This window comes from Streptomyces sp. MMBL 11-1 (genome assembly GCF_028622875.1).
In the GTDB taxonomy this organism is placed as follows: Bacteria; Actinomycetota; Actinomycetes; order Streptomycetales; family Streptomycetaceae; genus Streptomyces.
Genome location: NZ_CP117709.1, coordinates 7,505,388 through 7,528,540 on the forward strand (window position 1 = coordinate 7,505,388; position 23,153 = coordinate 7,528,540).

Annotated in this window: 22 protein-coding genes and 2 pseudogenes; 1 reads left to right on the forward strand and 23 read right to left on the reverse strand. The window is 70.0% G+C overall.

Going from position 1 to position 23,153, the window contains the following annotated elements:
• Positions 1-43: 43 nt before the first annotated feature.
• From PSQ21_RS33050 to PSQ21_RS33150, 21 genes and pseudogenes are all read right to left on the reverse strand, one after another.
• Positions 44-940: a DNA cytosine methyltransferase gene (locus PSQ21_RS33050; RefSeq protein ID WP_382119502.1), complete on the reverse strand. Its 897-nt coding sequence runs from the start codon at positions 938-940 to the stop codon at positions 44-46.
• A gap of 121 nt (positions 941-1,061) precedes the next feature.
• Positions 1,062-1,244: pseudogene (locus tag PSQ21_RS33055) on the reverse strand (DNA cytosine methyltransferase); the annotation flags it as partial.
• A 1-nt stretch (position 1,245) separates the two neighbouring features.
• Complete coding sequence (locus PSQ21_RS33060) at positions 1,246-1,827, reverse strand: hypothetical protein (RefSeq protein ID WP_073803366.1); 582 nt, start codon at positions 1,825-1,827, stop codon at positions 1,246-1,248.
• 40 nt (positions 1,828-1,867) lie between these two features.
• The gene (locus PSQ21_RS33065) at positions 1,868-3,037 is read right to left on the reverse strand and encodes a DnaB-like helicase N-terminal domain-containing protein (RefSeq protein ID WP_073803365.1); all 1,170 of its coding nucleotides are present in this window, start codon (positions 3,035-3,037) and stop codon (positions 1,868-1,870) included.
• Positions 3,034-3,291 (reverse strand): hypothetical protein, encoded by a 258-nt coding sequence (locus PSQ21_RS33070; RefSeq protein ID WP_274035038.1) that lies wholly within the window; start codon positions 3,289-3,291, stop codon positions 3,034-3,036. The genes PSQ21_RS33065 and PSQ21_RS33070 overlap by 4 nt, the downstream gene beginning before the upstream one ends.
• 227 nt (positions 3,292-3,518) lie before the next feature.
• Positions 3,519-5,304 (reverse strand): annotated as a pseudogene (locus tag PSQ21_RS33075) (type IV secretory system conjugative DNA transfer family protein).
• A gap of 95 nt (positions 5,305-5,399) precedes the next feature.
• On the reverse strand, positions 5,400-5,723 hold the full coding sequence (locus PSQ21_RS33080) for a hypothetical protein (RefSeq protein WP_241835826.1): 324 nt from the start codon (positions 5,721-5,723) through the stop codon (positions 5,400-5,402).
• A gap of 116 nt (positions 5,724-5,839) precedes the next feature.
• The gene (locus PSQ21_RS33085; protein ID WP_274035040.1) at positions 5,840-6,022 is read right to left on the reverse strand and encodes a hypothetical protein; all 183 of its coding nucleotides are present in this window, start codon (positions 6,020-6,022) and stop codon (positions 5,840-5,842) included.
• Between the two features lie 65 nt (positions 6,023-6,087).
• Complete coding sequence (locus PSQ21_RS33090; RefSeq protein ID WP_073803362.1) at positions 6,088-6,816, reverse strand: hypothetical protein; 729 nt, start codon at positions 6,814-6,816, stop codon at positions 6,088-6,090.
• Between the two features lie 81 nt (positions 6,817-6,897).
• Positions 6,898-7,350, reverse strand: a complete 453-nt coding sequence (locus PSQ21_RS33095) for a hypothetical protein (RefSeq protein WP_073803361.1) — start codon at positions 7,348-7,350, stop codon at positions 6,898-6,900.
• 131 nt (positions 7,351-7,481) lie between these two features.
• Complete coding sequence (locus tag PSQ21_RS33100) at positions 7,482-7,979, reverse strand: hypothetical protein (RefSeq protein ID WP_073803360.1); 498 nt, start codon at positions 7,977-7,979, stop codon at positions 7,482-7,484.
• 26 nt (positions 7,980-8,005) lie between these two features.
• Positions 8,006-8,773 (reverse strand): hypothetical protein, encoded by a 768-nt coding sequence (locus PSQ21_RS33105; RefSeq protein WP_274035041.1) that lies wholly within the window; start codon positions 8,771-8,773, stop codon positions 8,006-8,008.
• A gap of 94 nt (positions 8,774-8,867) precedes the next feature.
• Positions 8,868-10,019 (reverse strand): hypothetical protein, encoded by a 1,152-nt coding sequence (locus PSQ21_RS33110; protein ID WP_274035042.1) that lies wholly within the window; start codon positions 10,017-10,019, stop codon positions 8,868-8,870.
• Between the two features lie 133 nt (positions 10,020-10,152).
• Positions 10,153-10,785, reverse strand: coding sequence for a hypothetical protein (locus tag PSQ21_RS33115; protein ID WP_274036057.1), 633 nt, complete (start codon positions 10,783-10,785; stop codon positions 10,153-10,155).
• Between the two features lie 322 nt (positions 10,786-11,107).
• Complete coding sequence (locus tag PSQ21_RS33120) at positions 11,108-12,613, reverse strand: ATP-binding protein (RefSeq protein WP_274035043.1); 1,506 nt, start codon at positions 12,611-12,613, stop codon at positions 11,108-11,110.
• Between the two features lie 25 nt (positions 12,614-12,638).
• Positions 12,639-13,091 (reverse strand): DUF6238 family protein, encoded by a 453-nt coding sequence (locus tag PSQ21_RS33125; RefSeq protein ID WP_274035045.1) that lies wholly within the window; start codon positions 13,089-13,091, stop codon positions 12,639-12,641.
• A 37-nt stretch (positions 13,092-13,128) separates the two neighbouring features.
• Positions 13,129-14,601 (reverse strand): SCO6880 family protein, encoded by a 1,473-nt coding sequence (locus PSQ21_RS33130; protein ID WP_274035047.1) that lies wholly within the window; start codon positions 14,599-14,601, stop codon positions 13,129-13,131.
• Positions 14,602-14,745: 144 nt separating this feature from the next.
• Positions 14,746-16,128, reverse strand: coding sequence for an SCO6881 family protein (locus PSQ21_RS33135; RefSeq protein ID WP_274035048.1), 1,383 nt, complete (start codon positions 16,126-16,128; stop codon positions 14,746-14,748).
• 28 nt (positions 16,129-16,156) lie between these two features.
• Complete coding sequence (locus PSQ21_RS33140) at positions 16,157-16,843, reverse strand: hypothetical protein (RefSeq protein ID WP_274035050.1); 687 nt, start codon at positions 16,841-16,843, stop codon at positions 16,157-16,159.
• Positions 16,843-17,151: a DUF6112 family protein gene (locus tag PSQ21_RS33145; RefSeq protein ID WP_274036059.1), complete on the reverse strand. Its 309-nt coding sequence runs from the start codon at positions 17,149-17,151 to the stop codon at positions 16,843-16,845. Before PSQ21_RS33145 ends, PSQ21_RS33140 begins: the two co-directional genes overlap by 1 nt.
• Positions 17,152-17,242: 91 nt before the next feature.
• Positions 17,243-18,328 (reverse strand): C40 family peptidase, encoded by a 1,086-nt coding sequence (locus tag PSQ21_RS33150; protein WP_443334436.1) that lies wholly within the window; start codon positions 18,326-18,328, stop codon positions 17,243-17,245.
• Between the two features lie 627 nt (positions 18,329-18,955).
• Here PSQ21_RS33150 and PSQ21_RS33155 point away from each other — a divergent pair.
• Positions 18,956-19,702, forward strand: coding sequence for a DNA-methyltransferase (locus PSQ21_RS33155; protein ID WP_073803349.1), 747 nt, complete (start codon positions 18,956-18,958; stop codon positions 19,700-19,702).
• 85 nt (positions 19,703-19,787) lie between these two features.
• Here PSQ21_RS33155 and PSQ21_RS33160 read toward each other — a convergent pair whose 3' ends face one another.
• Positions 19,788-20,723 carry a DUF5655 domain-containing protein gene (locus tag PSQ21_RS33160; protein WP_073803557.1) on the reverse strand — a complete coding sequence of 312 codons (936 nt, stop codon included), beginning with the start codon at positions 20,721-20,723 and terminating at the stop codon, positions 19,788-19,790.
• A 236-nt stretch (positions 20,724-20,959) separates the two neighbouring features.
• Positions 20,960-23,056, reverse strand: coding sequence for a PhoX family protein (locus tag PSQ21_RS33165; protein WP_274035052.1), 2,097 nt, complete (start codon positions 23,054-23,056; stop codon positions 20,960-20,962).
• Positions 23,057-23,153 lie beyond the last annotated feature (97 nt).

The window sequence follows — 23,153 nt, forward strand, 5'->3', positions numbered from 1 at the left end:
AATCCGCGGTTTGGCGCGGCCGGATAGGCCCGGTAGTGGGGCGCTACCCGCCCGCGCAGCGAGGACAGCGAGGGAAGGGTGGTGCCAGCAACTGCATTGCCCGTGCCGCTTGTTGAGGGACGACTCCGTTGCCGAGCGCGGTGAGCTGCGCCGGTCGTCCGAGTCCCGGCGTGGCGGTGACCCAGCCGTTGTCGAGGCCCTGCATCCATTCCACGAAGTCGGCACGGAGCCGACCGGCCGCATCGGTGGGCTCGGGGACGGGACGGGTGAGGATCTCCCATCGGGTGATCGCTGCTGCGTACGGCCCCCATCGCCGGTCCGTTCCGCGGACTCCGTCGATTTCTCCGTCCAGAGCGGCAGGACCACCGCCGACAAGGGGGGACGCCACCCCTTCCCCGGGCGGCGGCCCGGAGTCCCCGTGTCGCTGGCCCTCGGCGTGGGCAGCAGCGACGCTGCCGCACTGGGCAAGGTCATGTCCCCGTTGCCGTGCCGCTGGTTCGGCGAGCCCTTGATTCCGTCCGACGCCTTCGGGGTCGGCAGCAGCAGCCACTCGACCTCGTCGGCCAGGTTCGGACCGTGGCCCCCGCTCTTCCGCTTCGATGGATGCTGGCTGCCGCCGTTCTTGCCGATGTTGCTGGTCGGCGTCTTCAGCAGGGTCTCCGGTGGGCCATGCGGCGAGGAAGGTCCGCTCGCGACGGTGCGGGGCCCCGATGTCGGAGGCACGAAGGACGAGCCACTTCGCGTCGTACCCAAGGTCGGCCAGGGATCCGAGTACGGCACCGAGTGCCCGCAGAGCAGGCTGACCTGCGGTGTCTCCCAGACACCACGGGCAGAATTCCACGTCGCCAGGGGAACCGGCGGGGGAGGTGAGGAGGCCGCGCACATTCTCGATCACAACCAGGCAGGGTCGGAGGGCTTCGACCGCACGGGCCACGTGCAGCCAGAGCCCGGAGCGGGTCTGGGCGTTGAGACCGGCCCGACGGCCGGCGACCGAGACGTCTTTGACAGGGGAAACCGGCCGTCAGGACACACACCCGGGGAACGAGGGACCAGTCGACGGCTGTGATGTCGCCCATGTTCGGGACGCCCGGCCAGTGGCGGGCCAGGATGCGCGAGGCGTTCGGATCAACCTCGGCGTGCCAGGCCAGCGTCCCGCCGAGGGCGGACTGCACGCCCAGGTCCAGCCCTCCGTACCCCGAGCAGAGCGAGCCGATGAGCGGAGGGCGCACGATGGTGGTCCGCATGTCACCGCCCCCGTGTGGTCCGGCTCGGGGCAGCAGCAGCCGGTGGAACGGTGGATGGCGCTGCGGCGGGAAGCGGGGCTGCGGTTGTGGACCGGCTGCGGGCGGCCCGGAGCTGCCGGGGCGGAGGCGACGCCGCTGCTGCTGCAGCGTAAAGGGAGTAGGAGGCGTCCCGGAGGGATGCGTCCGCCAGACCAAGCGCGTCACCTATCACCAGCGTGGCCGCTTCGCGCGCATCCATCGCGTCGGGCTGGTCGCGCAGGTGCTCGGTTCGCTCCAGGAAGGAGAGCTGGTGCGCCACCGAGCCGAGCGCGGAGGCCACCTCCCCGGCGGGCTCCACAGCGACGGCGAAGCCCATGACGACCCTGGCCGTGTGGTCGTCCAGGTCCGGAGATGCGGTGCGGAAGAGGATCTCGTCGCCCAGGGCGGTGATCCTCTTGCCGAGTTCCGAGATGTGCTTGGCGACCGTCACGCTGTCCGGTCCGCGGTGAGGATCTCCGGGGAAGGGGAGCTTGCCGCGTAGAGCGTCGAAGTGCTCGGCTGCGGACCGCAGGGCTCGGGCGTCGGATACGGGAGTGGTGTTCACGGTGAGTTCCAGTGGAGAGGAGTGATGTACGGGGGAGGCTTCAGCTGGGGCCGAGGGACCGTGGTCGTACGGCGGCTGACGCAGGGGCACCGCGGGATAGCGCGGAGAGTTTCGAGGGAGGGCTCGGTGAGCTGCGGGCGAGGGCGGCCTGCACCTGGGCGGGGCGAGGCACGTTGTCCGAAGAAGCTGGGGTCTTCGGCGCCGGAGGCGGGTCGCCGGTCGCCAACTGCCAGCGGGTGCGCACCTCGTCGAGCGGACCGAGTACGTAGAGCGCGTGGTTGATCAGTGGCCCGGGGCCCAGGGCCTCGTCCTGGGCCAAGGCTCGGACGGCGCGCGCGGAAGCGGCTGCGGTGCGGGTCACGGAGGACCGCATGACCCGTTCACCCAGCCATTCCGTGCTGCCGGGGCCTACGCCGTCGCAGATCGCGGTGAGCTGCTCGCCCGACATCGTGCCGTCCGCCAGGAGGCCCCGCCGCTGGGCTTCCCACAGCAGGGTGATCCGGTCGATGGGCTCGCCCCGGTGGTGGAGGGCACCGAGACACCGGTAGAGCCGCCCGTGGCCCGGGTCGGCGAAGTCCCCCGGCCGCAACCAGCCCACCACCTCCTCCATGCTCTTCGGCTGCTCGGCGAGGACGGCGAGCAGGAAACGCTCGTCCTCGGCAACCTGGTCGGCCTGAACCGTCGGCGTGGTCGGAACGGTGGTCGGCGGGGCGGGCGGCGCGACCGGACGCGGTTCGGTACCCCAGCGCCGCGCGAGATCGGTGAGCACCCCGGCCAGGACATCCGCCGACCGCAGCGCACCCTCGACCTCTCCCCGCAGGACGTCGGCCCGAGCCGCCTGGTGGAGACGGATCGCGTGCTCGGCAACGGTCCGGTGGATCGCCCCCTCCAGCACCATGCGGCCGTACACCGGAGCATGCGCGGGACGCGGGCAGGCCGAGACCAGAGTGTGGGCGTACACCGCGGTCAGCCCTCGGACGTGACGGTCGGCCTCGATGACGGAGTCGGTCACCCACGACAGCGGCACCGGTCCATCAGCCGCTGCCGCCGGGTGACCGTCGTGTCGGAGCTTCCGCAGAGCGGTGAACAAGGCCCGGTGAACCGGACGGTCGAAGTGATCGGGCGCGAGCCAGTCCAGGTGCGCGAGCTGGTTCGGGTCGAGCAGTACCGAGCCGAGGACTGCCTGCTCCGCCCGCAACAGCGGGTTCATCGTCGCCCTCGGCTACGAGAAGCCAGCGGATCGCCCTGCGCGGTGCGCAGAACGGCGACCGACTGGTCGGCGGCGGCCATCAACGCGGCGAAGCGGTCCAGCTCGCCGGTGAAGGCCGGATCGGTAGCGATGACCCAACCCGAACCGACGACTAGGCACCACTTGCCGTCACGCCGTACGGCCGGCGACCCGGCGAGCCGTCCGGAGCGAGGCACGGAGAAGGGCACGGAGGAGGAGTTACTGCGCGGGGACACGATGGGACTCCTGAACGCGGAGAGGTGGGGGCGCCCGACTGCCTGGACGAGGGCGCCGGATCGGCAGGGAACAGCGGTCCCGCTTGCCGTTCTCCGGGGTGGCGTCCGAGGCGGCGTCGAAGACGTCGACCGTCGCCCCGACCGCTCGTGGACAGTGCCCCGGTCGATCGGTGCCTGATCCAGAGGCCGCCGGCTGCGATGCAGAAGCGTCTCGGGGACGGGGGCGATCATGCCGACAGCTCGAAGTCGTCGTGGCCGATGGTCTTGGCGAGGGCTCGCTCGGTGATCGCCTTCGTGGCACGGGCGGAGGCCGGCCCGACGACCTTGGCGGAGGGCTCCTTGTACCAGGGCCTGAGGTTGAGCATGGCGACCCGGATCCCGGTGGCCAGCAGTAGCACCTTGCCCTTCGGGAGGGCGCGGATCGCGTCGGGCGGCAGGATCCGCTCGGTACGCATGCTCACCGAGGTGGACTTGCCACCCTCGCTGGTCGACACCGAGGTGGTCTGGACGTCGTGGTCACCGACCTGCCGACTGAGACGGTCGGCGAAGTCGGCGTCATCAATGCCCGAACCGATGATCTTGACGGTGGCGGCGGAGTACAGGGCGTCCATCCCGGCCTCGCCCCAGCACCGCTGGCCCTGCCGATAACTCTGCAAGATCGTCATCGGGATCACGCCCCGGCTGCCCAAGTGGCTGTAGAGATCGGGTAGATCGGATATGCGGCAGACGTTCGCGGCCTCGTCGAGCACGCACAGAGCAGGCGGGTCGAGTCGCCCGCCGGAGCGCTCGGCGACGATGACCGCCGCGCGCATGACGGCGTCGGCCGCCGCCGCGATGATCGCGCTCGCGCTGCCGCCGCCGTCCTTGCTGAGGAGGTACAGCGTGTCGCGAGACGTGGCGAAGGCGAAGGGCTTGAACTCGGGGAGGTCCTTGTTCGGGGTGACCCAGGCGGCGACGTCGGGGTCGAGCAGGCAGCTCGCGTACTGCCTCGCGGTCTCAAAGATGCCATCGCGGGTTTCGGTTGCACCGGAGACGGTGCCCTGGAGCTGGGCGGCGACCGCGTCGTGGCCGGCGTCGGTGAGCAGGTCCACCGGGGTGCGGTCGGCCGGGGTGGCGAGCCAGGCCAGGACGTCGGTGATCGGCCGCCGGTGGCTGGCGGCGGCCAGGAACAGCGCGCCGAGGGTGTTGCTCGCGGCGGTGGACCAGAAGTCGGAGCCCGACGACTCGTCCACGCTCGCGGAGACGAAGTGCCCGGCCAAGCGTTTCGCCCCGGCCAGGTCGCGGGCGTCGGCCAGGATGTCCCACCACATCTCGCGCGGGTGGTGCGCGATCTGCTGCGGATCGAGGGTCCAGACCGTGCCGACCTCGGCGCGGGCGTCCACCGTCGCGGTGAAGGCGTCGTTCGCGGCCTTGTTACTGGTGAGCAGGACCGGGCCGGGAGCCGAGAGAATCGCGGGGATCGCCAGTCCGGACGTCTTCCCGCTGCGCGGAGCCATGATCGCGACGATCACGTCCTCCCAGGAAGCCCGGACCTCGGCACGACCGGGGTCGAGGGTGCCGAGCAGGATGCCGCGGTCGGCGGGCGCGACCTCTTTTACGCTCCCGGTCGCTGAGGGAGGGGCGGAGGCTCTTCGCCTTCGCGGTGCTCTCCTTGTCCAGCAGGGGTGCCAGCTCGCCCTTCCGGGCGAGGCCGGTCCTGGAGCCGGAGCGCCAGCGCATCCACAGCACGAGGCCGGTGGTGGCCAGGGCCAGAGTGATCAGGCCGGGGACGATGCGGGCGCCGACCAGTAGCGCGGTGGTGCTCAGGGTCGGCCACAGCATCTCGGGGTGCAGCAGGGCGTCCGTCGCGCGGAACGGGGTCCACGGTCCTTTGCCGACAAGGGAGTTGGTGAGGTTGCCTGTCAGCCAGGCGAGGGAGCCGAAGGATATAGCGGCGCCGAGGACACCGAAGAGGAGGTAGAGGAGCGCGTCCGACCCGGTGGTGGTCGAGGGCGCACTGGTACGTGGGGGCACGGCGGTTCCTTGAGGGTGCGAGGGAGCGACGGCGGGGCGCGCTCGGCTCTCGTGTCGTTCACGGGTCTGCTCCTCGACGGCCGGAGGGGAACGTTTCAGCGCTGGTGGCTGGCAGGCCGTGCCATGGGCGGGGGCGGCGTGGCGGGCGCCGGGGCACTGGTCTCGATGCCGGCCTTGGCCGCGACGGGCGAGACCTGGAGAGCGACTGCCTGCCGCCGGACCTCGGCATCGAGATTCCCCTCGGTGGTGCGAGCGGGCAGGTCCGGGGCGACCGAGCTGGCACCGAAGACGTCGTCGAGCAGTTCCCCGCTCCGCAGGGTGCGGACGTTCTCGTGATGCCGAAGGTCTGCCCGCTGGGCCGGGCACGCGGCGACCCCGTCCGCAGCGACCGTCAACTCCTCGTGGACGTCACGGAGCATCCCGTGTGCGGCGACCAGTACCTTCCAGGTCTCCCAAGTGGGGTAATAGACCTCGGGGTCGGCGGGAAACTCCAGGTGGCCACGGGTCCAGTCGGCGGCAGCGGCGACGAGTTCGGTCAGTTCGGGCAGAGGTACGGGTCGGCGGAAGCGCTGGGCAGGTGCCGGGCCTGCAGTGGGCTGTCGGAGCCGGGCGACTCGCTGCGCTGGGCGAGCCGGATGTTGTGCTGCATGGCAGCGCCGACGGCCTCGCCGATGCTGGAGTAATGCTCGGACATGTTGCCCTCCTGGGTAGTGGTCATGGACGGCCGATTCGACGGCGGGCGCGCGACGAGCCGGCGGCTGGCGTCGGCCAGGACGACCTGAGTCACGGTCGGGGGCCTGGCGCGCGTGGCGGGAGGCCGGCCGCGCTGGGCTGCGTCGATCGAGAGTCGGGCGACGAGGAGACCTGAGCCTTGGCCGCTGCAGGCGAAGCGGCGAGGGCGGCGCCTCGGAATTGGGGTAGCCATCGAGAGCGCGTCTGCGCCTGGTCCGAGGGCTGTTGCGCACGGCCGACACCGAGCAACTCGTCTTCCGAATCGACGATTTCCGACATGGCCGAGTGGACGAAGTCCTCGGCGAAGCCGAACCGGTCTGCGAGCTGGAACGCCTCATCGTCGAGATCGGTGATCTGCTCGCTTGCCGCCTCCAGCGCCTCCCGGATGCGCTCCAGCGCGCCGTGCTCGGGATCGAGGAGGTGGTCGAGAGTCTGCTTCAGGTCGGCGCCGGTCTCGGCAGACCTGATCTGTTTGGTGAGCCGGAGGAGTTCCGCTCCGGCGGCGTAGGGCCCGAGGGGATTCGCCGTGGTGGTGTCGAGGGTGGGGTCGAGGTCGACACCGTAGCGAGCGGCGCGGAGCATCTCGGCAGCGTGGGTGGCGATGGCCGCCCGGTCGTCGGTTGGGGTAGTGGTGGGGAGGCGGTGACGTCGGCCGTACCAGTCGTCGATCTGCTGGAAGCCGGCGTGCTTGAGGAGCGTGGCGGACAGGTCGTCGCTGGCACCCTTGGCCGAGACGCTGCCGCTGGGCTCGGCGGTGATGGTGATGGAGGGAGAAGGCATGCGGGTCTCCTGGGTGCGGGGCGTCGATTGCGGAGCGATGGGCAGGTGGCCCAGCTCGGCGGCGAGAAGATGGCACTCGGATTACAGACGGAAGGCGTCGCGATAGCCGTTGTGGAGGCTTCCGTCCTCGCGAGCGATGGTGGCCACGACGTGCACCTGCCGTGGCCGGTTACGTGCGGCGATCCACCGGCAGGCGTCCGGATCGCCGTACGGGGCGATTCCAGTGGTGTCCACCAAGCGCCGGGCGACAGCGGCCCACTGCGGGTCGGTGAGGTCCGGCTGCCGAGGGTCGGAGTGGACCGAGCAGACCCATGTCGGCTGCGCGGGTGCACGTGTCCCGAGCCGTTCGACGGGTGCGTCGAGGGCGTGCGCCAAGTAGGGCAGCGAGTCGGGCTCGGCGAGTAGTTCGATCGGGGCTCCGTGACCCTCGCCCGCGATCAGTCGAGGGCTGACGTGGTCGCCACGTTCGCCGGGACCGTACAGGTACGAGAGCAGCCCCACGGTGTTGCTGGCACGCTGCAGGTGAGCGATCACGGCGTCTACCTCGAAGGAGTAGCGGACACGAGCCCGGTGTTCGGGCCGTCACGGGAGAGGATCCGCGGAATCCGCGATTTGGCCCGGCCGGACTTTGCAGGTAGGTGTCGCCGCTTATACCGAGGCAGCCGTCAGAAGTGGGGGTTCTCCGTCGGCCGGTCGGCCTCGGTGGCGGCCTGGAGCAGCTCGGCGAGGTCTCCGGGCTCGGAGGAGCGCTGGTCGATCCACCAACCGGCGCGAGTGACGAAGCGCGCGGCCTCCTCGATCGCCTCCCACTCCCTCTCATCGGTTTCCCCTTCGAGTACCAGGGCGGTGTAGGCAGCGGCGAGGACCTGGTGACGACAGCGCACGCCCCAGGCGACGGCCCGCTCGGTCCCCTCCAGCGGAGGCATCCGGTACTGCTCCGACCAGGCTTCCGATTCGGTCTGCTCTTCGGCTCGCTTGGCCTCCAGCCAGGCCGCCTTGTCCTGCCCGTCCCCCTCCTTGGCGGCCCGCCAGCAGTCCGTGCACTCCTGCTTGGCGAGCCATTCGGCGAAGCCCGCGCGGCGATCGGCCGCCCGGCTGGACAGGTCGCGCTCGGTGTGGTGGCCGCATGAGTGGGTGATGGGCCAGATGGTCTTCACAGCCATGAGAACTGCTCCTTACGGAAGGTGAGTTAGCGATTTCGGGAGAACGCGATGCGCGGGTCGACGGGGCGACCCGAAGCTCCGGAGGCAGCGGAGGTGGGAGTCGGCGCCTTGTCCCGGAGGCCCGAGCGCGCTGGGCTCGCTGCGAGCGCGGCGGCGTTGCGAGATTTGTTGGGCGTGGTGCCCTGACCGGGCAGGCGGCGCTCGGCGCTCGTGGGCGCGGGAGCGCGGCGCAGCGCCGCGTCGTGGGCGAGGCGGGGATGAACAGCGACCTGGAGACCGGACCGCTGCATCGCCACCGTGGCGCTGGCGACCTTCTGCACGGACTCGGTGAGGTCGGCGGTGACGGGCAGCGTGTAGATGTCCAGATTCGGGTCCAGCCGCCAGCCGTGCTCCTCCAGGATGAGCTGGCCGCCGAGCGCCGAGGGGTGGTCGCTGGTGGCCGCTACGATGCCGAGCTGCGGATGCTCGGCGAACGCCACCTCGGGATCTGCGCGCGGGGCCCGGTCACGGGTGGAATTCGCACGGGAGGCCAGCGAGGGGTCGTACGCGGCGTCCACGTCGACCTGGTAGTCGGCCTCGCGCAGCAGCGCGACTGCCCGGGAGGTACGCCCCGGTCCGTCACGCTGCTGATCAGCCAATGCGTACAGCGTCGGCTGGTCCGGTACGGGGCGGAAGTCGAACCGAGCCAACATCCACGCGGTGGAGACGAGTTGCTTCGGGTTCGCGGCGACGATGCCGTGGTCAGGGTGGTGACCGAAGGCGACATCGGGCAGTGATTGGTAATGGGTGGGCATGGCTGATCCATCCGGTGTGGGCGTGCAGGGCAGGGGCCAGCTCCGGGATGGTTCTGGTGGTACGAGGCACGGAAGACTCCGAGAAGGGAGGCGATCAGCGACCGGGGGCGGACGAGGGGCGGGCCGGCGGCACGGGACGGACGGCCGCCGCCGTGGCAGGGAGCGCCGAGGCGGCACGGCGCTGCGCAGCCGTCGGCGAAGGCGCGAGAGCAGCACGTACCCGTGGTGGCGCAGGCGTCGACGCAGCGACCTGGTTCTCGCGGAACCGGTTCTTCCCGGGGTGCACGGCGTGGCGGTCGGCCAGATCGCCGCGTATCGCGCGCAGCTCGATCGCGTAGGAGTCGAGGCTCTCAGCGATGGTCCGCAGACGCTGTGCGTAGCGGTGATCGGCTGGTTCGCCGAACCCTTCCCCCCACTCGGCCGTCGCGTCGAGGATCTCCACGACCCGCTGAAGAACGCCGTCGCCCGGGGCGGTCACTTCGCTCAGGTTGGCGACCATGTCGCGCGTATGCGTCGACGCCTGGATGTGTTTGGCCAGAAACCCGAGGCGGTCGCCGAGGCTCGTCTCCGGGATCCAGGGGGGAGGCACGTCGTGTTCCAGCAGGTCAGGGTCGCACGAGACATCGAAGCCGTCGGCCTGCAGCATGTCGAAGGCCCGGGTCACCACCAGCCGCTGCTCCTCCGGGTCGGTCATGGCCGAGGGCAGCCGGTGGTAGTGCTCACCGCCGAACTCGACGGCGGGGACAAAGCCTGCGCGGTGGAGAACTGCGTCGGCGGCGACGTCGTGAGCGAACCGTTTCGGCTCCGGTCGTGGAGGTACGCCGAGCTGATCCAGACGGGTGTCGACGGCGGCCAGCAACCTAGTGACGTCGCCGCGGTGCCGGGCGTGCGGGCCGTCCGGCTCCGAGTCGTAGATCACTTCGTAGGCTGCTGGCTCATCGCTGCGGAGGCGGGTGACGAGCCAGCTCTCGGGATACCCGGGTGGGTGCTCGCTGGACGGTTCCTGCGGCGGCGAGATGATCACGTCGCTGCCGTCGGGAAGCGAGGAATGGACGAAGTAGTCGCTGAGGCCGTACTCGACGGTGCAGACCAGGCCGCGTTGCCTAAGGGGGTAGGTGAGGTGCCCGTACCCGCGTTCCTGCTCCGGGTCGCTGTCCGGCGCCCGTGAGGCAGCGGGCCCGCTTGTACGCGCGGTGATACGCGCGCCCTCCCGTTGGAGGGTAACCAGGGGCTGATCGGGGGGCATCAATGGTCTCCGTGGCCGAGCGCCCCAGAGTCGACGACACGGGTCAACGTGAGGGGCGCGTGTATGGGTACCGGTGTTAAGAGGATCCGGGGATCGGCAGGTTTGGCCGAGCCGGAATGCGGTGGTAATGGCGTCAGCGGGACCGATGGGGAGGCGTCGGCGACGCCGGAGGCACAGGGGGCGGGGTTGATGGAGCTGTGCTGGTGCCGGAGGCAGATCGCTTGAGAGCCACCCGCGCCCGCTCGGTCTGCGAGGGCTGCTCGGGTTCCGGCCGAGCGGTCACGTATTCAGCGGCCCGCACCAGCGCCGGACCGTGGAGCGACAGCTCGTGCGCGTCGTGCCAGCCCTCGGCGTTGCGGATTTCCTGGGCCCGGCTCTCGTAGAGCGCCCGGGTGCCGGGGAGGGAGCCGTCCATGATCGTCATGACGTCGTCCCACTCGTGCTGGATCTGTCCGGCTCGTTTCAGGGCGGCATCGATGCTGCTCAGGCGCCGGAGATCCTCGCTGATCGGCCCCCCGAGGTAATCGGCACCAGTGGCTGCGGCGCGGACCCCGGCCAATACCTCGGGGCCGTGAGCGAGGAAGACCTCGACGTGTTTCCACGCCTGGGCGTCGCGTACGACCTTGCCGTTCGCGTAGCCCTTCTCGTCCACCGGCCAACCGTCGTGGTCGCAGAAGTAGTCCGAGACGGCGTCCCAGGCGTCCTCTGCCTGCTTGATTCCGGCATAAGCGGAGGCCAGCGCCGGGACGTGTTGCCGCCACGCCATGTGGTCGGTGCCTGCCGGTGGCCGGTCTTCGTTGGGTGAGGGAGAGCTGGGCGAAGTGGGCACGTTAGTCCTTGGTTCCTGTGGCGGCGCCATCGCGAGTACGGCAGTGAAGGGGGTTGGCGGCGGGACGGTGCAGACGTGTTCCTCTGCGGGCCGGCGGAACCCGCGTCCGAACGTGGGCTTCGGCACGGCGGCCCGGTGGTGAGCTGGGATGGGGCGGCCACTCCAGGCGACCGGTGGTTCGCCGATCCTTGAGGATCGCCGCCGGGGTGCAGACGACCCACAGAGGCCATCAACTCAACTGCGGATAGATGCAGTTGAGCTAGCCCGACATTCGTGCGTCAGTGTCGAAGAGTTCGCGTTCTGAAGGGTGGAGGAGGTGTTGGGTGACGAAGCTCCGTCCTGCGACCTTCCACAGGCCCCTGCCCTTGGTAAGGGAAGAGACGGCCTGGGTCTCAACTCCGGTCAGCCCCAACAGCGATGCCGCTGCCGCCAGTTGATCGCTCTCCTGCCGGTAGATGATGCGTGTGCTGCAGTCCGCGAGGAGCCCCTCGGCCAGTACCCGGCCGCGCGATCCGGCGTCGCCCGCGCTGAGCAGGTCGGAAAGCCTGTGGATGACCAGCAAGTTCGCGATGCCGAGCCCTCGGCTGAGCTTCCACTGGCTCTGCATCCGTTCCAGCAGCGCGATGTGCTTCAGGACGCGCCATCCTTCGTCGTAGATCACCCAGCGTCGTCCGCCGGCAGGGTCTGCGAGTGCGGATTCCATCCATGCGCTGGCGCAGGTCATCGCCAGCACCAGGCCGGTGTCGTCGCCTGAGTTGCCGAGCCGGGAGAGGTCGATCGAGAGCATCGGCGTCGTCGGGTCGAAGGCGACGGTCGAGGGGGCGTCGAACATCCCGCTGAGGTCGCCGTGCACGAGCCGACGCAGGGCGTGGGCAAGGTCTTGAGCTGCGTGACCCATCCCGCCGGCGGGGCTGCCGAAGCCGCGGTCGAGGCGGTCCGGCGAGCCCATGACATCGGCGATGTCGCCGAGGAGCGGCACCGTGCCGCGATCCGTGGTCTCGGCGACGACCAGGTCCAGGCCGAGGTCGAGAGCCGTGTGCTCCATCGGCAGCAGATCGCGGTTCAGCACGGTGCGGGCAAGGCTGGCCAGCAGCGCGAGACGCCGTTTGCGTACTTCGGCGGACCAGTCCTCTTCGGTTACCGATGCGGGCCGCGCCGGGGCGTCCAGAGGATTGAGACGTCCGGGGAGCCCCGGTCCCAGGGCTATGGTGTGGCCGCCGAGAGCCTGTGCCACGTTCGACCATTCACCCTTCGGGTCGCTGGGCACATAGATCTTGTACCCGTGGGCGATGGCCCGCGTCGCGATGGACTTCGCCAGCGCCGACTTACCCATGCCGATGATTCCCGCGAGCACGGCGTTGGGGTTGGTGAAGCCCTCGATCCGCCCGCTGTTGTACAGGGCGAAAGGGTCGTAGCAGAAGGCGGCCTCGGCGTGTACGTCCCTGCCGATGAAGATCCCGGACGAGCCGAGTCCGCCCTCGGCAAGGAACGGATAGGCCCCGCTGACCGTGGCGGTCGTCATCCGGTGAGCGGGTAGCCGCAGCTTGCTGCCGCGCGCCGAGGCAGGTCCGGGGCGTCCGGACGCCGGGTAGACCGGTCGCAGCTCCGGGTCGAGGGCGGCCTCCTTGCGGTGCTTGGGCGGTGCCCCGGCCAGTTGTGCCTGGCGGCGGGCGGCGGCGAACCCGGCGCGGGCTGCGCGCTGTTGGGCGCGCGACGCCTTGCGGGGGACGAACAGGTGGGAGGCGCTGGCGCGGATCCTGGGCATGAACGTTTCTCCAGAGGGTGAGTGGTCAGTGGCGGATCAGGCCGGTGAACGGCGCGCGCAGGTCAGTGGGGGTGGAATGGCGCCGTACCAGGCGGGCGGTGCGCTGGTGGCGCTGGCAGATGGTGAGTTCCGGAGCGCCTTCGGGCAGGCCGGGGCGGCATGCTTCCCGGGTGGGAAGGTCGCCGGTGCCGGGCCGGGGGGATGCGTGGTAGGCGCGGTGGATGTGGTCGGCGGCCTGCCAGATGCGGGTGCGCGCACCGTGGAGGTGATCGCCTTCGACCGGTACGAGGGGACCGGTGCGTGAGGTGTGCGCGTCGAGCAGCCCGTGCAGGGAGACGAGGTGGGCGTGCAGGGCGTCCAACTCCTCCCGGGACGCGACGAGCGGGCCGGCGGGGAGGTTGAGCGCTCGGTGGAAGTCGAGCGCGGCGGTCGCGAAGGGAACGAAGTCCTGCGCGGACGGGGAGGTGGTGCGGGACATGAGGGTGCTCTTTCCGGACGCGGTGAAGGTGCGGGCGTCAGGCCGCGAGCGCGAGCGGCATCGCAGCAGCGGTGAAGGCGCTGGCCTGCTGCCAGGTGAGCGGACGCAGGTCGAGTCCGGCACCGACCGCCGCGGTTTCCACCACCGCGCAGTCGGTACGCAGCTCCTCTTCGGAGTCGGCGGATACGGTCAGCAGACCTGTCAGAGCCACATCCGCGTGGCCAGCGATGAGCTGACGCTCACGCGCCTGGATGTCCTGGTACTCGATCGCGTCCGCCTCGGATTCCACCTGGCCACGCCGCGCGCGCTCGGCGGCGTCCGCGACCACGCTCGCCTTCTTGCGCTGGATATCGCGCAGGGCGGCGTCCACGCTCACCGGCTCGTAGGCGAGCGAGAGAGTGCGGCGAACGCCTGCCGTGAACAGGAGCTGGTGGAGGAATCCGGCTCCGACCGTGGTGCGGGGCCAGTTCTCCACCCAGTAGGTGGAGTGGAACGCGGAGTCGGAGACGATGTGGTCGCCCTTCTCCACGACCACGACGGGGCCTGCGGCAGCGGGCTCGGCCTCGGGCCGGCCGGAGGCGGACCAGCGGTCCAGCGCGGGCAGGGCCTTGGGGTCGTAGGCCGTGCGCACGACGGCCGCTATCTCGCGAGCAGTGAGCCAGCCGGTGGGATTGAGACCGGCGGTCCGCGCGGCCTGTTCGAAGGTCGACGTCAGCTGGGCCAGGACGCTGAAGCTGCCGGTGAGGCCGCCGCCCGCCCGGTTGATCAGCCGTTGGGCGGCCTTGGCGTCCAGGCTGATGGCGACGTACGCCTCGTGCGGGGCGGCGGCGGGGCCCGCGCTCTGGATCAGCTCGGTGTAGATCGCGCCCGCGAGCTGGGTGTCGGGCAGGCCGTGTTCCTCCCAGTACCGGCGAAGGGCGTCACCGCTGTCGGGGACCGTTCGCTCGACGACCTGGATGCGGGCGACGTGCCCGGTACGGGCGAGCGCGGCGAGCGCCCGGCCCCACCCGGCGACGTTCGCGTTCTGCGTGCCCGGGTCCAGGAGCGCGTAGGCGCGGGAGGAGACCTTGACGACGGCGGTCAGTGAACCGGTGTGGGGGTCGTGCACGGCGCCGTACCGCCGGTCGGGAGCGGTGACGACGCGCAGGCTGGCGGAGGTGCCCGGCAGATTGAGGTGCCCTTCGCGTACGGGACGTCGGGACGGGCGGGCGAGCCAGATCAACTGGCCCCGCATCCGGCGCAGCGTATACCGGAGGACGATCGGAGTCCAGTCTGCCAGGGACCGTCCGCGGTTGCGGACGAAGACGAGCAGGGCGATGGCGCTCCACAGCGGGATGAGCTGGAGCGCGCCGACGACGCCACGGGTCATGATCACGGCGAGTAGCAGCAGCCCGGTGAACCCGGCGATGATGAGCTGGGGGACGGTCAGGCCGAGCAGTACGCCTCGGCGACTGCGGTGCGGGAACTTGACGGTGGCCGTGGCGGATTCGGCCTGGGATCGGGCAGACATGGCGGGTCCAGACAGTGGGTGCGAGTGCGGCAGGGCGGAGGGCGCGGCGCTCTTCTGGAGGACATGGCAGAACTCCTTCGTCGGTGATCGGGGGAGGCGGGGGCGGACTGCTGGGTGGCAGCCCGCCCCCGCACTCGTGGTGGGTCAGGATCCGGACGGCGGACGGGTCGGGAAGACCCAGTTCGTCTCGGACCCGGTGGGCGACGGACCGGCGCCGGTCGGGGGCGGAGATCCGGGGCCGCCCGGGGAGGCCGAGCCGACGCGCGGCATCCTCCCGCTCGGAATCGGGACCGCAGCGGGCTGCGCTGCGGAGCCGTCCTCGCCTTCGGCGGCTTCGGTGCCTCCGGGCCGGTTGATCAGCGGTGGGATGCCGGGCCGCTGGATGAGGGCTCGTCCCTTGTCACCGGTGGCGTCCGGGTCTTCGCCGTACCGGAAGTTCGTCCGTGCCTTCGGCGGTCCGGAGTCGATGCCCTCCTTGCTCAGATTCCCGCCGGTGGGGTTGATGCCGGAGGTGACACCGTCGCTCCCCGCGCCGGGAACCTCGCTGGGCCCCTGCGGGGCGGGGGTGCCGGTGCCGGCCTGCATCGCGAGGGTGCCGGCCGTCTTCGCGGCGCCTGCGGCAACCGCCACTCCGGCGACGCCGGTGCGGTGCAGATCGTCGTTGCCGGCGCCGTCGCTGGCCCAGTGAATGAACTTGTACGTCGCGTAGGGGCAGAGCAACACCAAGATCATGACGACGAGTCCGGCCAGTGCGTCGGAGAGTGCGGCCATGCCGTCCTGGGAGTCGGCCTTGCCCATCGCCGAGACGCCGATGAGGAAGACCACGGTCATCAGGAGCTTGGATACGACGAGCGTTGCGGTGGCCTCGATCCAGCCGCGACGCCAGCGCTTCGCGACCTCCCAGCCGCCGCCCGCCCCGGCGAAGACTGCCAGGGAGACGAGGATCAGCACGCCGACCTTCCGCGCGACCATCACGCACCAGTACATGAACGCGCCGATGGCACAGCCGAAGGCGACCAGAGACGGGACGCCCCAGCCCAGGCCGTACATCGCTCCGAGTTGCTGCACGTTGATGATGCGGCGGATGGCATCGTCCACCGAGGTGTTCGCGGCTTGGAACAGGCCGTCGGACAACACGTCGACGACCGTGATCGCGACGGACGTGAAGGCGACGGCGCAGAAGCTGAACAGGACCCCGGTCATCGTGCCGACCGCAGCCTGCGCCAGCGCGCGCTCATCGCGCCTCCAGGCGGCGGACACCAAGGCGATGCAGAAGAAGCCGACGGTGAGCGCCAGGCCGATCGGAAGCAATAGCTCGTAGTTGGTCCTAAACCACTGCGCGTTGAGGTCGATCGCGGTGGTCGAGTTCACGGCGTCGGCGGCGAGATCCGCAGCGCTCGCCGCGAGTTCACCCGCGGACTTCGCGATCCACGCCCCGATGCCGTCGGTGACGGCCCCGGCCGGATTGCTGGCGAAATCGACCGCGCCGCAGACCTTGTCCATCAGCGGAAAGTCGCAGACTCCCATGGCGATACCTCCTTTCTAGGTAAAGGGGTCAGGGCGCGACGGCCGGCAGAACACCGGCCAGCGTGCAAGGAGAGGAGGGGCGGCACTGGACCGCGAGAGTGGTGACGCGGCTCTCCGCGCCTCCGGCCGGGGAGCCCATCCACGCGATCGACTGCTTGCCGGAGACCGTCACGGCGTACAGATAGGTCTGCGTGATCGCTCCGGGGTCGTCCTGGAGAGCCCGGGTGAACGAGTCGGGGAAGTGCCCCTCGTTCACGACCCCCTTGGCGCGCTGACCGTTGTCCGCCATCTGCTTCCAGAGCACGGGCGACGGGACGAGCTTGGCGACCGAGGCGGTATCGACGTACTTCTTCTCTCCGGTCATCCACTCGCGCAGCGCGGACAGCAGTGCCTGCTGGGAGTAGGCCCGGGTGTCGTACGACCACAGCGCCGCTGCCGCCGCCTTCCCGTAGGCGATCGGGTCGTGCGTCTTCGGCGGTCGAGGCAGAGCCCGGTGATTCGCGTGCGGAGGCGGCGATGCCGACGGCGCCGCGCCGGAATGACGCTGTGTCGCCGAACTGCTGTGTGGTGCGGGCGCGGAGGGGCCCCTGGCGTCGCGCGTGAGAACGGCGAGCAGGCCGGCGAGGGCGACGAGCACCACCAGGACGGCGGTGCCGAGCAGCGCCCGGCCGCGCACGCGAGATGCGCCGCCGGAGTTCGAGGAGTGGGCAGGCATCAGCGGACCTGCGTTCCCAACGCGCTGAAGAAGGCAACGATCCCATTCGCCCCTCCGAGCAAGAGGGCCGCTCCGGAGCTGACCAGCACGCCCTTCTTCCCGGATGCCTCCGCCTGGTGTCCACCACTGTGATGGCCCCAGGCCCAGACACCCGCGCTGACGGCGAGCGCGCCGACGATGGCCACGAGGCCGAAGAGGTTGATGGAGCCCATCACCTGCTTGAGGACGGACAGGCCGGGAAGCCCGCCCTCGTTCGGCTTGATGCCGGGGTCGTAGGCGAGCTGGATGACCTTGTCGGCCAAGTACATAGCGAACTCCAGTTCGATTGAGTGCACGCCGAAGCCCGAGAGGTGAAGCGGCGACGCGAGAGGAGGAGAAGAGGTGAGGGGAGAGGCAGGGTCAGACGACGCGGCGGGCCGCGAGGATCTGCGGCTTCCAGGAGGCGAGGGTGGTGATGCGCACGACGTCACCGGTCTTCGGCGCGTGGACGATCAGCCCGTGGCCGATCGCCATGCCGACGTGTTCCGGCGTGGCGGCGGACCCCTCGGTGAACAGGAGGTCCCCCGCCCGTACGGAGGCGACCGCTACCGGCTTGCCTTCCTTGACCTGCGTGTAGGTCGTACGCGTGAGGGAAACCCCGGCGGCCTTGTAGGCGCCCTGCATCAAGGACGAGCAGTCGCACCGGCCCATCGGGTCCTTCCCGTGCGAGCCGGCGCAGCTCCCACCCCACTGGTACGGGGTGTCGAGCTGGCCCAGAGCCCAGCGGATCGCTGTCTGGACCTTGGCCGGAGCGTCCGCCGGGATCTGGTACTCGTCGGGAACCGATCCGGGCGGGATGGTGCCGAAGTCGGTCCCGTCCGCACCGGTCGTACAGCCCCCCGCAGCGGCCGGGATCCCTCCGGGGCCGGAGGGAGAGGGGGTGGCCGACGCGCCGTCGCCCCTCGCGAGCAGCGGCTCGATCGCGCGCTGCAGAGCGGTCGCCAGCGGCTCCCACTTCGCATACGCCTCGGGGAAACCGCTCAGCTGCACTTCCTGGGCGGCCTGGGTCACGGACAGGGACTCCCAGCCCGAGACCTCCTTGAGCCCCTCGTAGAACTTGGTACTCGCGTGGACCGGGTCGAGGACCTCAGTCGCCGAGCCCCAGCCCTGGGACGGGCGCTGCTGGAAAAGCCCCAACGAATCACGGTCGCCGTAGTTCAAGTTCCGCAGGCCGCTCTCCTGCAGAGCGGTTGCCAGGGCCACAACCTGCCCTCGGGGAGGGATGTTCATCGCGACGCCGGTGGCCTGGATGGTCTTGGCGTGGGGGATCTGCTCGGCGGGCGCGTCCAGGCCCGGCACGGACACAGAGTCCTTTTCTCCCCCGTCCAGAATCGCCTTCACCTGCTTGGCGACGGCCGCACTGTCCACCGACTGCTCACCGCCGACGGGGCAGGTGGCCGCCGATGCGTTACTGGCCGCGTAGCCGAGGAGCGGGAGGGCCAGCATGGATCCGGCGGCGCAGAGACCGGCGACGGCTCCGAGGGCCTTCTTCATCGCGGCCGCCGGTCAGCAGCGGGGCAAGGCTCGTCGTACGACGTGGGCGTGGAGGGGTGTGGGCGTATCAGGGCATGCTGCATCGCAGCGGCTCCTCGTGTTCGTAGGAGGCGCGGTGCTGACTTCTCGTGCAAAGCCGCCAGCACCGCGCCGATGTGCGTCCGCCTCCCAGGGTGGGCCCGGGTCAAGGAGTTGGTAGCTCCCGGATCCCGGTTTCCGGTCAAGCGCGGCAGCCGGCCGCGCTCGTAATCTCAGGCGGTACACCTGGCCTCCTGACGGCGGGTGGAACGAGGGAAACGTGCTGCCGCGGGGTGCTCGATAGGACGAGCAACACGGATAAGCACAGGTCAGCAGGGGTGAAGTGAGGCTTCGTCCCGGTGACACGGCGAGACAGTAGACCGGGAATCCGGTCGCACCAAACGACTTCCGGACCCGGGGCCACGGAACGGCACACCTCGTTGGGTCCGGCCGGAGATCACGGCTAACCTCCGGCACAACCCCGCCCGAGAAGAACGCTGTTGAGCGCAGCGCAGCGCGGAGCGGTATCGGCCCTGCTATGCCCTGAAAGAGGCCCTCCACATGAGCTACACGCTGCACCGAGGCGACGCCCTGACCGTGATGAAGACCCTCCCCGACGAGAGCGTCGATGCCGTCATCACCGACCCCCCGTACAACAGCGGTGGCCGAACCAGCTCCGAGCGCACCGGTCGTACGGCGCGAGCCAAGTACGTCACCAGCAACTCGGCACACGACCTCGCCACCTTCCCCGGCGAGAACCGCGATCAGCGCTCGTACCGATCGTGGCTGACCGAGCTGATGACCGAGGCATACCGGGCATCGACCGAGCACGCGGTCGCCGTCGTCTTCTCGGACTGGCGCCAGGAGCCGACGACGTCCGACGCCCTGCAGATGGCGGGCTGGACCTGGAGCGGCACGATCCCGTGGATCAAGCCCGCCAGCCGGCCGCGCAAGGGCGGATTCAAGCAGTCCGCCGAATTCATCACCTGGGGAGTCAAGGGCAGCCTGGCCAAGGGCCGGGACCTCTACCTGCCTGGCCACTTCATCGCGTCCCAGCCCCGCAAGGGCAGGGTGCACATCACCCAGAAGCCGGTCGAGGTCATGCAGCAGCTCGTACAGATCTGCCCCGAGGGAGGCGTCGTCCTCGACCCGTTCACCGGCAGCGGCTCCACGGGCGTCGCGGCCCTGCGTGAAGGACGTCGCTTCGTAGGCGTCGAACTGTCCTCGCACTACGCCGACGTGGCCGAACAGCGGCTCCGCGCCGAGCTGACGCAGGACGACGTCGCCCTGGCCGGACCGGAGGCATGATCATGAGAGCAAAGAGAGCCCGAGGTTGGGCCACAGGCGCCGAAGGGCGGCTGGAGCATCGAATAGCCGATGCTCCAGCCGCCCTTCAGGCCGCCTCGAAAGCCTGTCGGATCAACGGTGTCGCCTTTTCCAGGTCGGCCGCCGAGACGAGGCGCACCTCCAGGTCTCCTGTTCCGAGGTGCCCGATGCCGCGCATGTCCCGGGTGAAGCCCTCCTCCAGCACGACCGAGTCCGGGTCGAGTCTGAGGTACACCAGGATTGCCTCGTGCATCGGACGAAAAAGCACCGACGCCACGTTCACCAGCCGCCGGTAGGCGATGTAATGCCGCAGCGCTGCCACCTCGACCTCGCCCCACGCCGTTAGAGCGTCGTCCAGTTCCGAGTACAGGTCCCGCAGGCACGTCGGGACGAGGCCGCCGCTTCCCGGCGCAGGACCCACCGGCACCACGGGCGCGCTGACCACTGCGGCCTCCCGCTCCCGGTGCCGCCGGGACGCAGCGAGGCTCGGGGAGCCGGGTGAGGAATCGACGAGCAGCAGGCTTAGCAGGCCGCCCTCGAAGACGCGATAGCGCACCAGGTCGATCCGCTCGGGCAGCCGCTGCACGGCCACGCGGTCGTGGTGGGAGAAGCCGGCAGCGATGCAGATCATTCGCGGCCGACGCCAGTCGACGGACTCGGCCGCCTCCGCGCCCAACACCTTCCGGACGAGCGCCTCGAACTCGTGGTGCGCCGAGTCCAGCCAGGACAGGTAAGACACGGCCTGCGACAGCACCCCGCTGTCGGAACCCTTCTTGAACTCGATCACCACCGGGCTGCCGTTCTCGTCCAGCCCCAGGGTGTCGATCCGCCCCCGGTGCCACGGACCGGTCGGGTACTCCGACGCCAGGAACCGGATGCCGAGCATCTCCTCCAGGCCGGCCTCGACCCGCCGCTGCAGCTCCACCTCCAGTGCCACCGTCGAACCAGACAACTCGACGTCACGCCCATCGGCGTCTAGCCGGAACAGCATCAGCTCGGCCACCAGCACCCCTCCCCTGATCACTATAGGAGTAGCAATCAAAACCACCTGGCGGGTATTCCGGTGCTGGCCGAGAGCCTGTATCCCCAAGTGCACCTGGTAGCGCTCACCCACTCCGACGAGCAGAATGCGGCTGCTACTCGGCAGATCTACGGGCCTCGGGGCATATTCTGTCGACCACATCCCGGACGGCACGGGACAGGCGGTCGTGGGTGCGGACTGTGGGTCCGGGGGCGATCTCAGCTGCGCCCCTTGTCGGCCCATACCGCGACCACCGACGGACGTGGGATGGATCCCGGTCCGTCGGGCCAGATCGAGGCGGGCTTCTCCGCCGTGGCGCCGTCGGCTTCGCCGGGGTGCTGGGCGGCGACGAGGATGCGGTCTTCGGTGATGATCGGTCCGCAGGTCTCCGCGGCTTTGGGGACGGTGAGGAACTGTTTGACGTAGCCGCGGTGCAGGCCCTTGACGGGGACGACGAATAGGCCGTCGTTGGAGCCGAGTGCGTTGCCGTCGGTGGCGAGCCACAAGTTGCCGTGCTCGTCGAAGGCGATGTTGTCCGGGCAGGAGATCGGGCTGACGTCGGACTTGTCGTAGCCGGCGAAGTACGTCGACGGGTCTGCCGGGTCGCCGCAGACCAGCATGAGCTGCCAGCGGAACGATGTCGCCCCGGCGTCGGAATGGCGTTCGTCCAGTTCCAGGATGTGTCCGTGCTTGTTCCCGGTGCGGGGGTTGGCCTCGTTGGGGCTGGCCTTGCCCGCCTTGCCTCGGTCGGAGTTGTTGGTGAGTGCGACGTAGAGTCGGCCCGTACGCGGGTGCGGCTCCACGTCTTCGGGGCGGTCCATCTTGGTGGCGCCCGCCTTGTCGGCGGCAAGGCGGGTGAAAACGTAGACCTCTTCCGCTGTCATGCCGGGAACGAAGGAACGGCTGCCCGTGGCGAGAGCGATCCACGCTCCGCCGCCGTCGAAGGCTCCGTCCTCGGGAAGCTTGCCCGTGCCGTCGATCTCGGCCGCCGGAGAGTCCCCACTGAACTTGGCGACGTACAACGTCCCCTCGTCGAGGAGCCGCATGTTGTGCTCACGCGCCGAGCGGCTGGTGCCTTTCTTGACCCGCTCCGTGGAGACGAACTTGTAGAGGTAGTCGAAGCGCTCGTCGTCACCCATATAGAGGGCGACCCGGCCGTCGCTGGTCAGGCGGGGCTCGGCGGCCTCGTGCTTGAACCGGCCAAGGGCCGTGCGCTTGCGCGGGACGGAATCAGGGTCGTACGGATCGATCTCGACGATCCAGCCGTGCCGGTTGGCCTCGTTCGGTTCCTTTCCGAGGTCGAAGCGGTCGTCGAAGCGTTCCCACTTGCGCTGGCTGGCCCCGGTCGGCAGGCCGTAGCGGGCCAGGCGCTGCTTGGCGGTCGGGTCGGTGACGGAGGCGGCGTTGGCGAAGTACTGGTTGAAGTTCTCCTCGCCGGACAGGACGGTGCCCCACGGTGTGACGCCGCCGCCGCAGTTGTTCAGCGTGCCGAGGACGGTGCGGCCGGTGGGGTCGGCGCTGGTCTTGAGGAGGTTGCTGCCGGCCGCCGGGCCGGTGAGCTCGAACGGAGTGGTGGCGGTGATGCGGCGGTTGAGGCTGTCGCCGGGGATCGGCCACAGTCGGCCGGAGCGTCGATCGGTGCGGACGCTGAGGACGGTCAGCCCGTGGGCGGCCCAAGCGATCTCGACCTGCTCGCGGGTCGGGTTGGCGGGGTCGTAGCCGAAGAACATGATCTCTTCGTTGGTGTACTCGTGGTTGACCACGAGCAGCTGGTCGCCGTGGCAGTGCCCCGGGAGGTCGAGCAGTGCCATGTAGTCGCAGTTGTAGCCGAACTGGCGAGACTGGGCCGCGACGCTCTGACGGCGGGCGTCGAAGCGGGGCGCACCCCGCAGTACGGGGTCGCCCCAGCGGATGACGACCTGCTGTGCGTAGCCGGCGGGGACGGTCACGGCGTCGGCGGTGTTCGGCGGAACTGCCTCGAAGCGCAGACCGCGAGGCAGGCGGCCCGCACCTCGGTCCGGACCGAGGTGGGTGGAGGGAGCGGCGGCCGCGCTGGACGCCGCCGCGGGTGTGGCGACCGCTGCCCCGGCGGCTGCGGCGAGGGCGAGGACCGCGCCGCTCTTGAGCGCTCCGCGGCGGGACACCTGGTGGACGATGTCGCCGAAGTAGGTGTTGAGCGAGCGGTTCGGAGCGTCGTGGGAGCAGGCGTCGCCGCACCGGTAGCGACAGGTAAGAGCCGAGCGCGCTGTGTTGTGGCTGGGCAGCAAAGGCAGGTCCGCTGAGCGGTCTGTGCGGCTGTCGGGCTGTTCGAGCACGAGGTCCTCCACGCGATGGGATACGGAAGGCGGCCTCATATAGGCGGCCATCGATCAATGACGCTAGGCGCAGCGCGGGCACCGAGGGGCGTCCGGA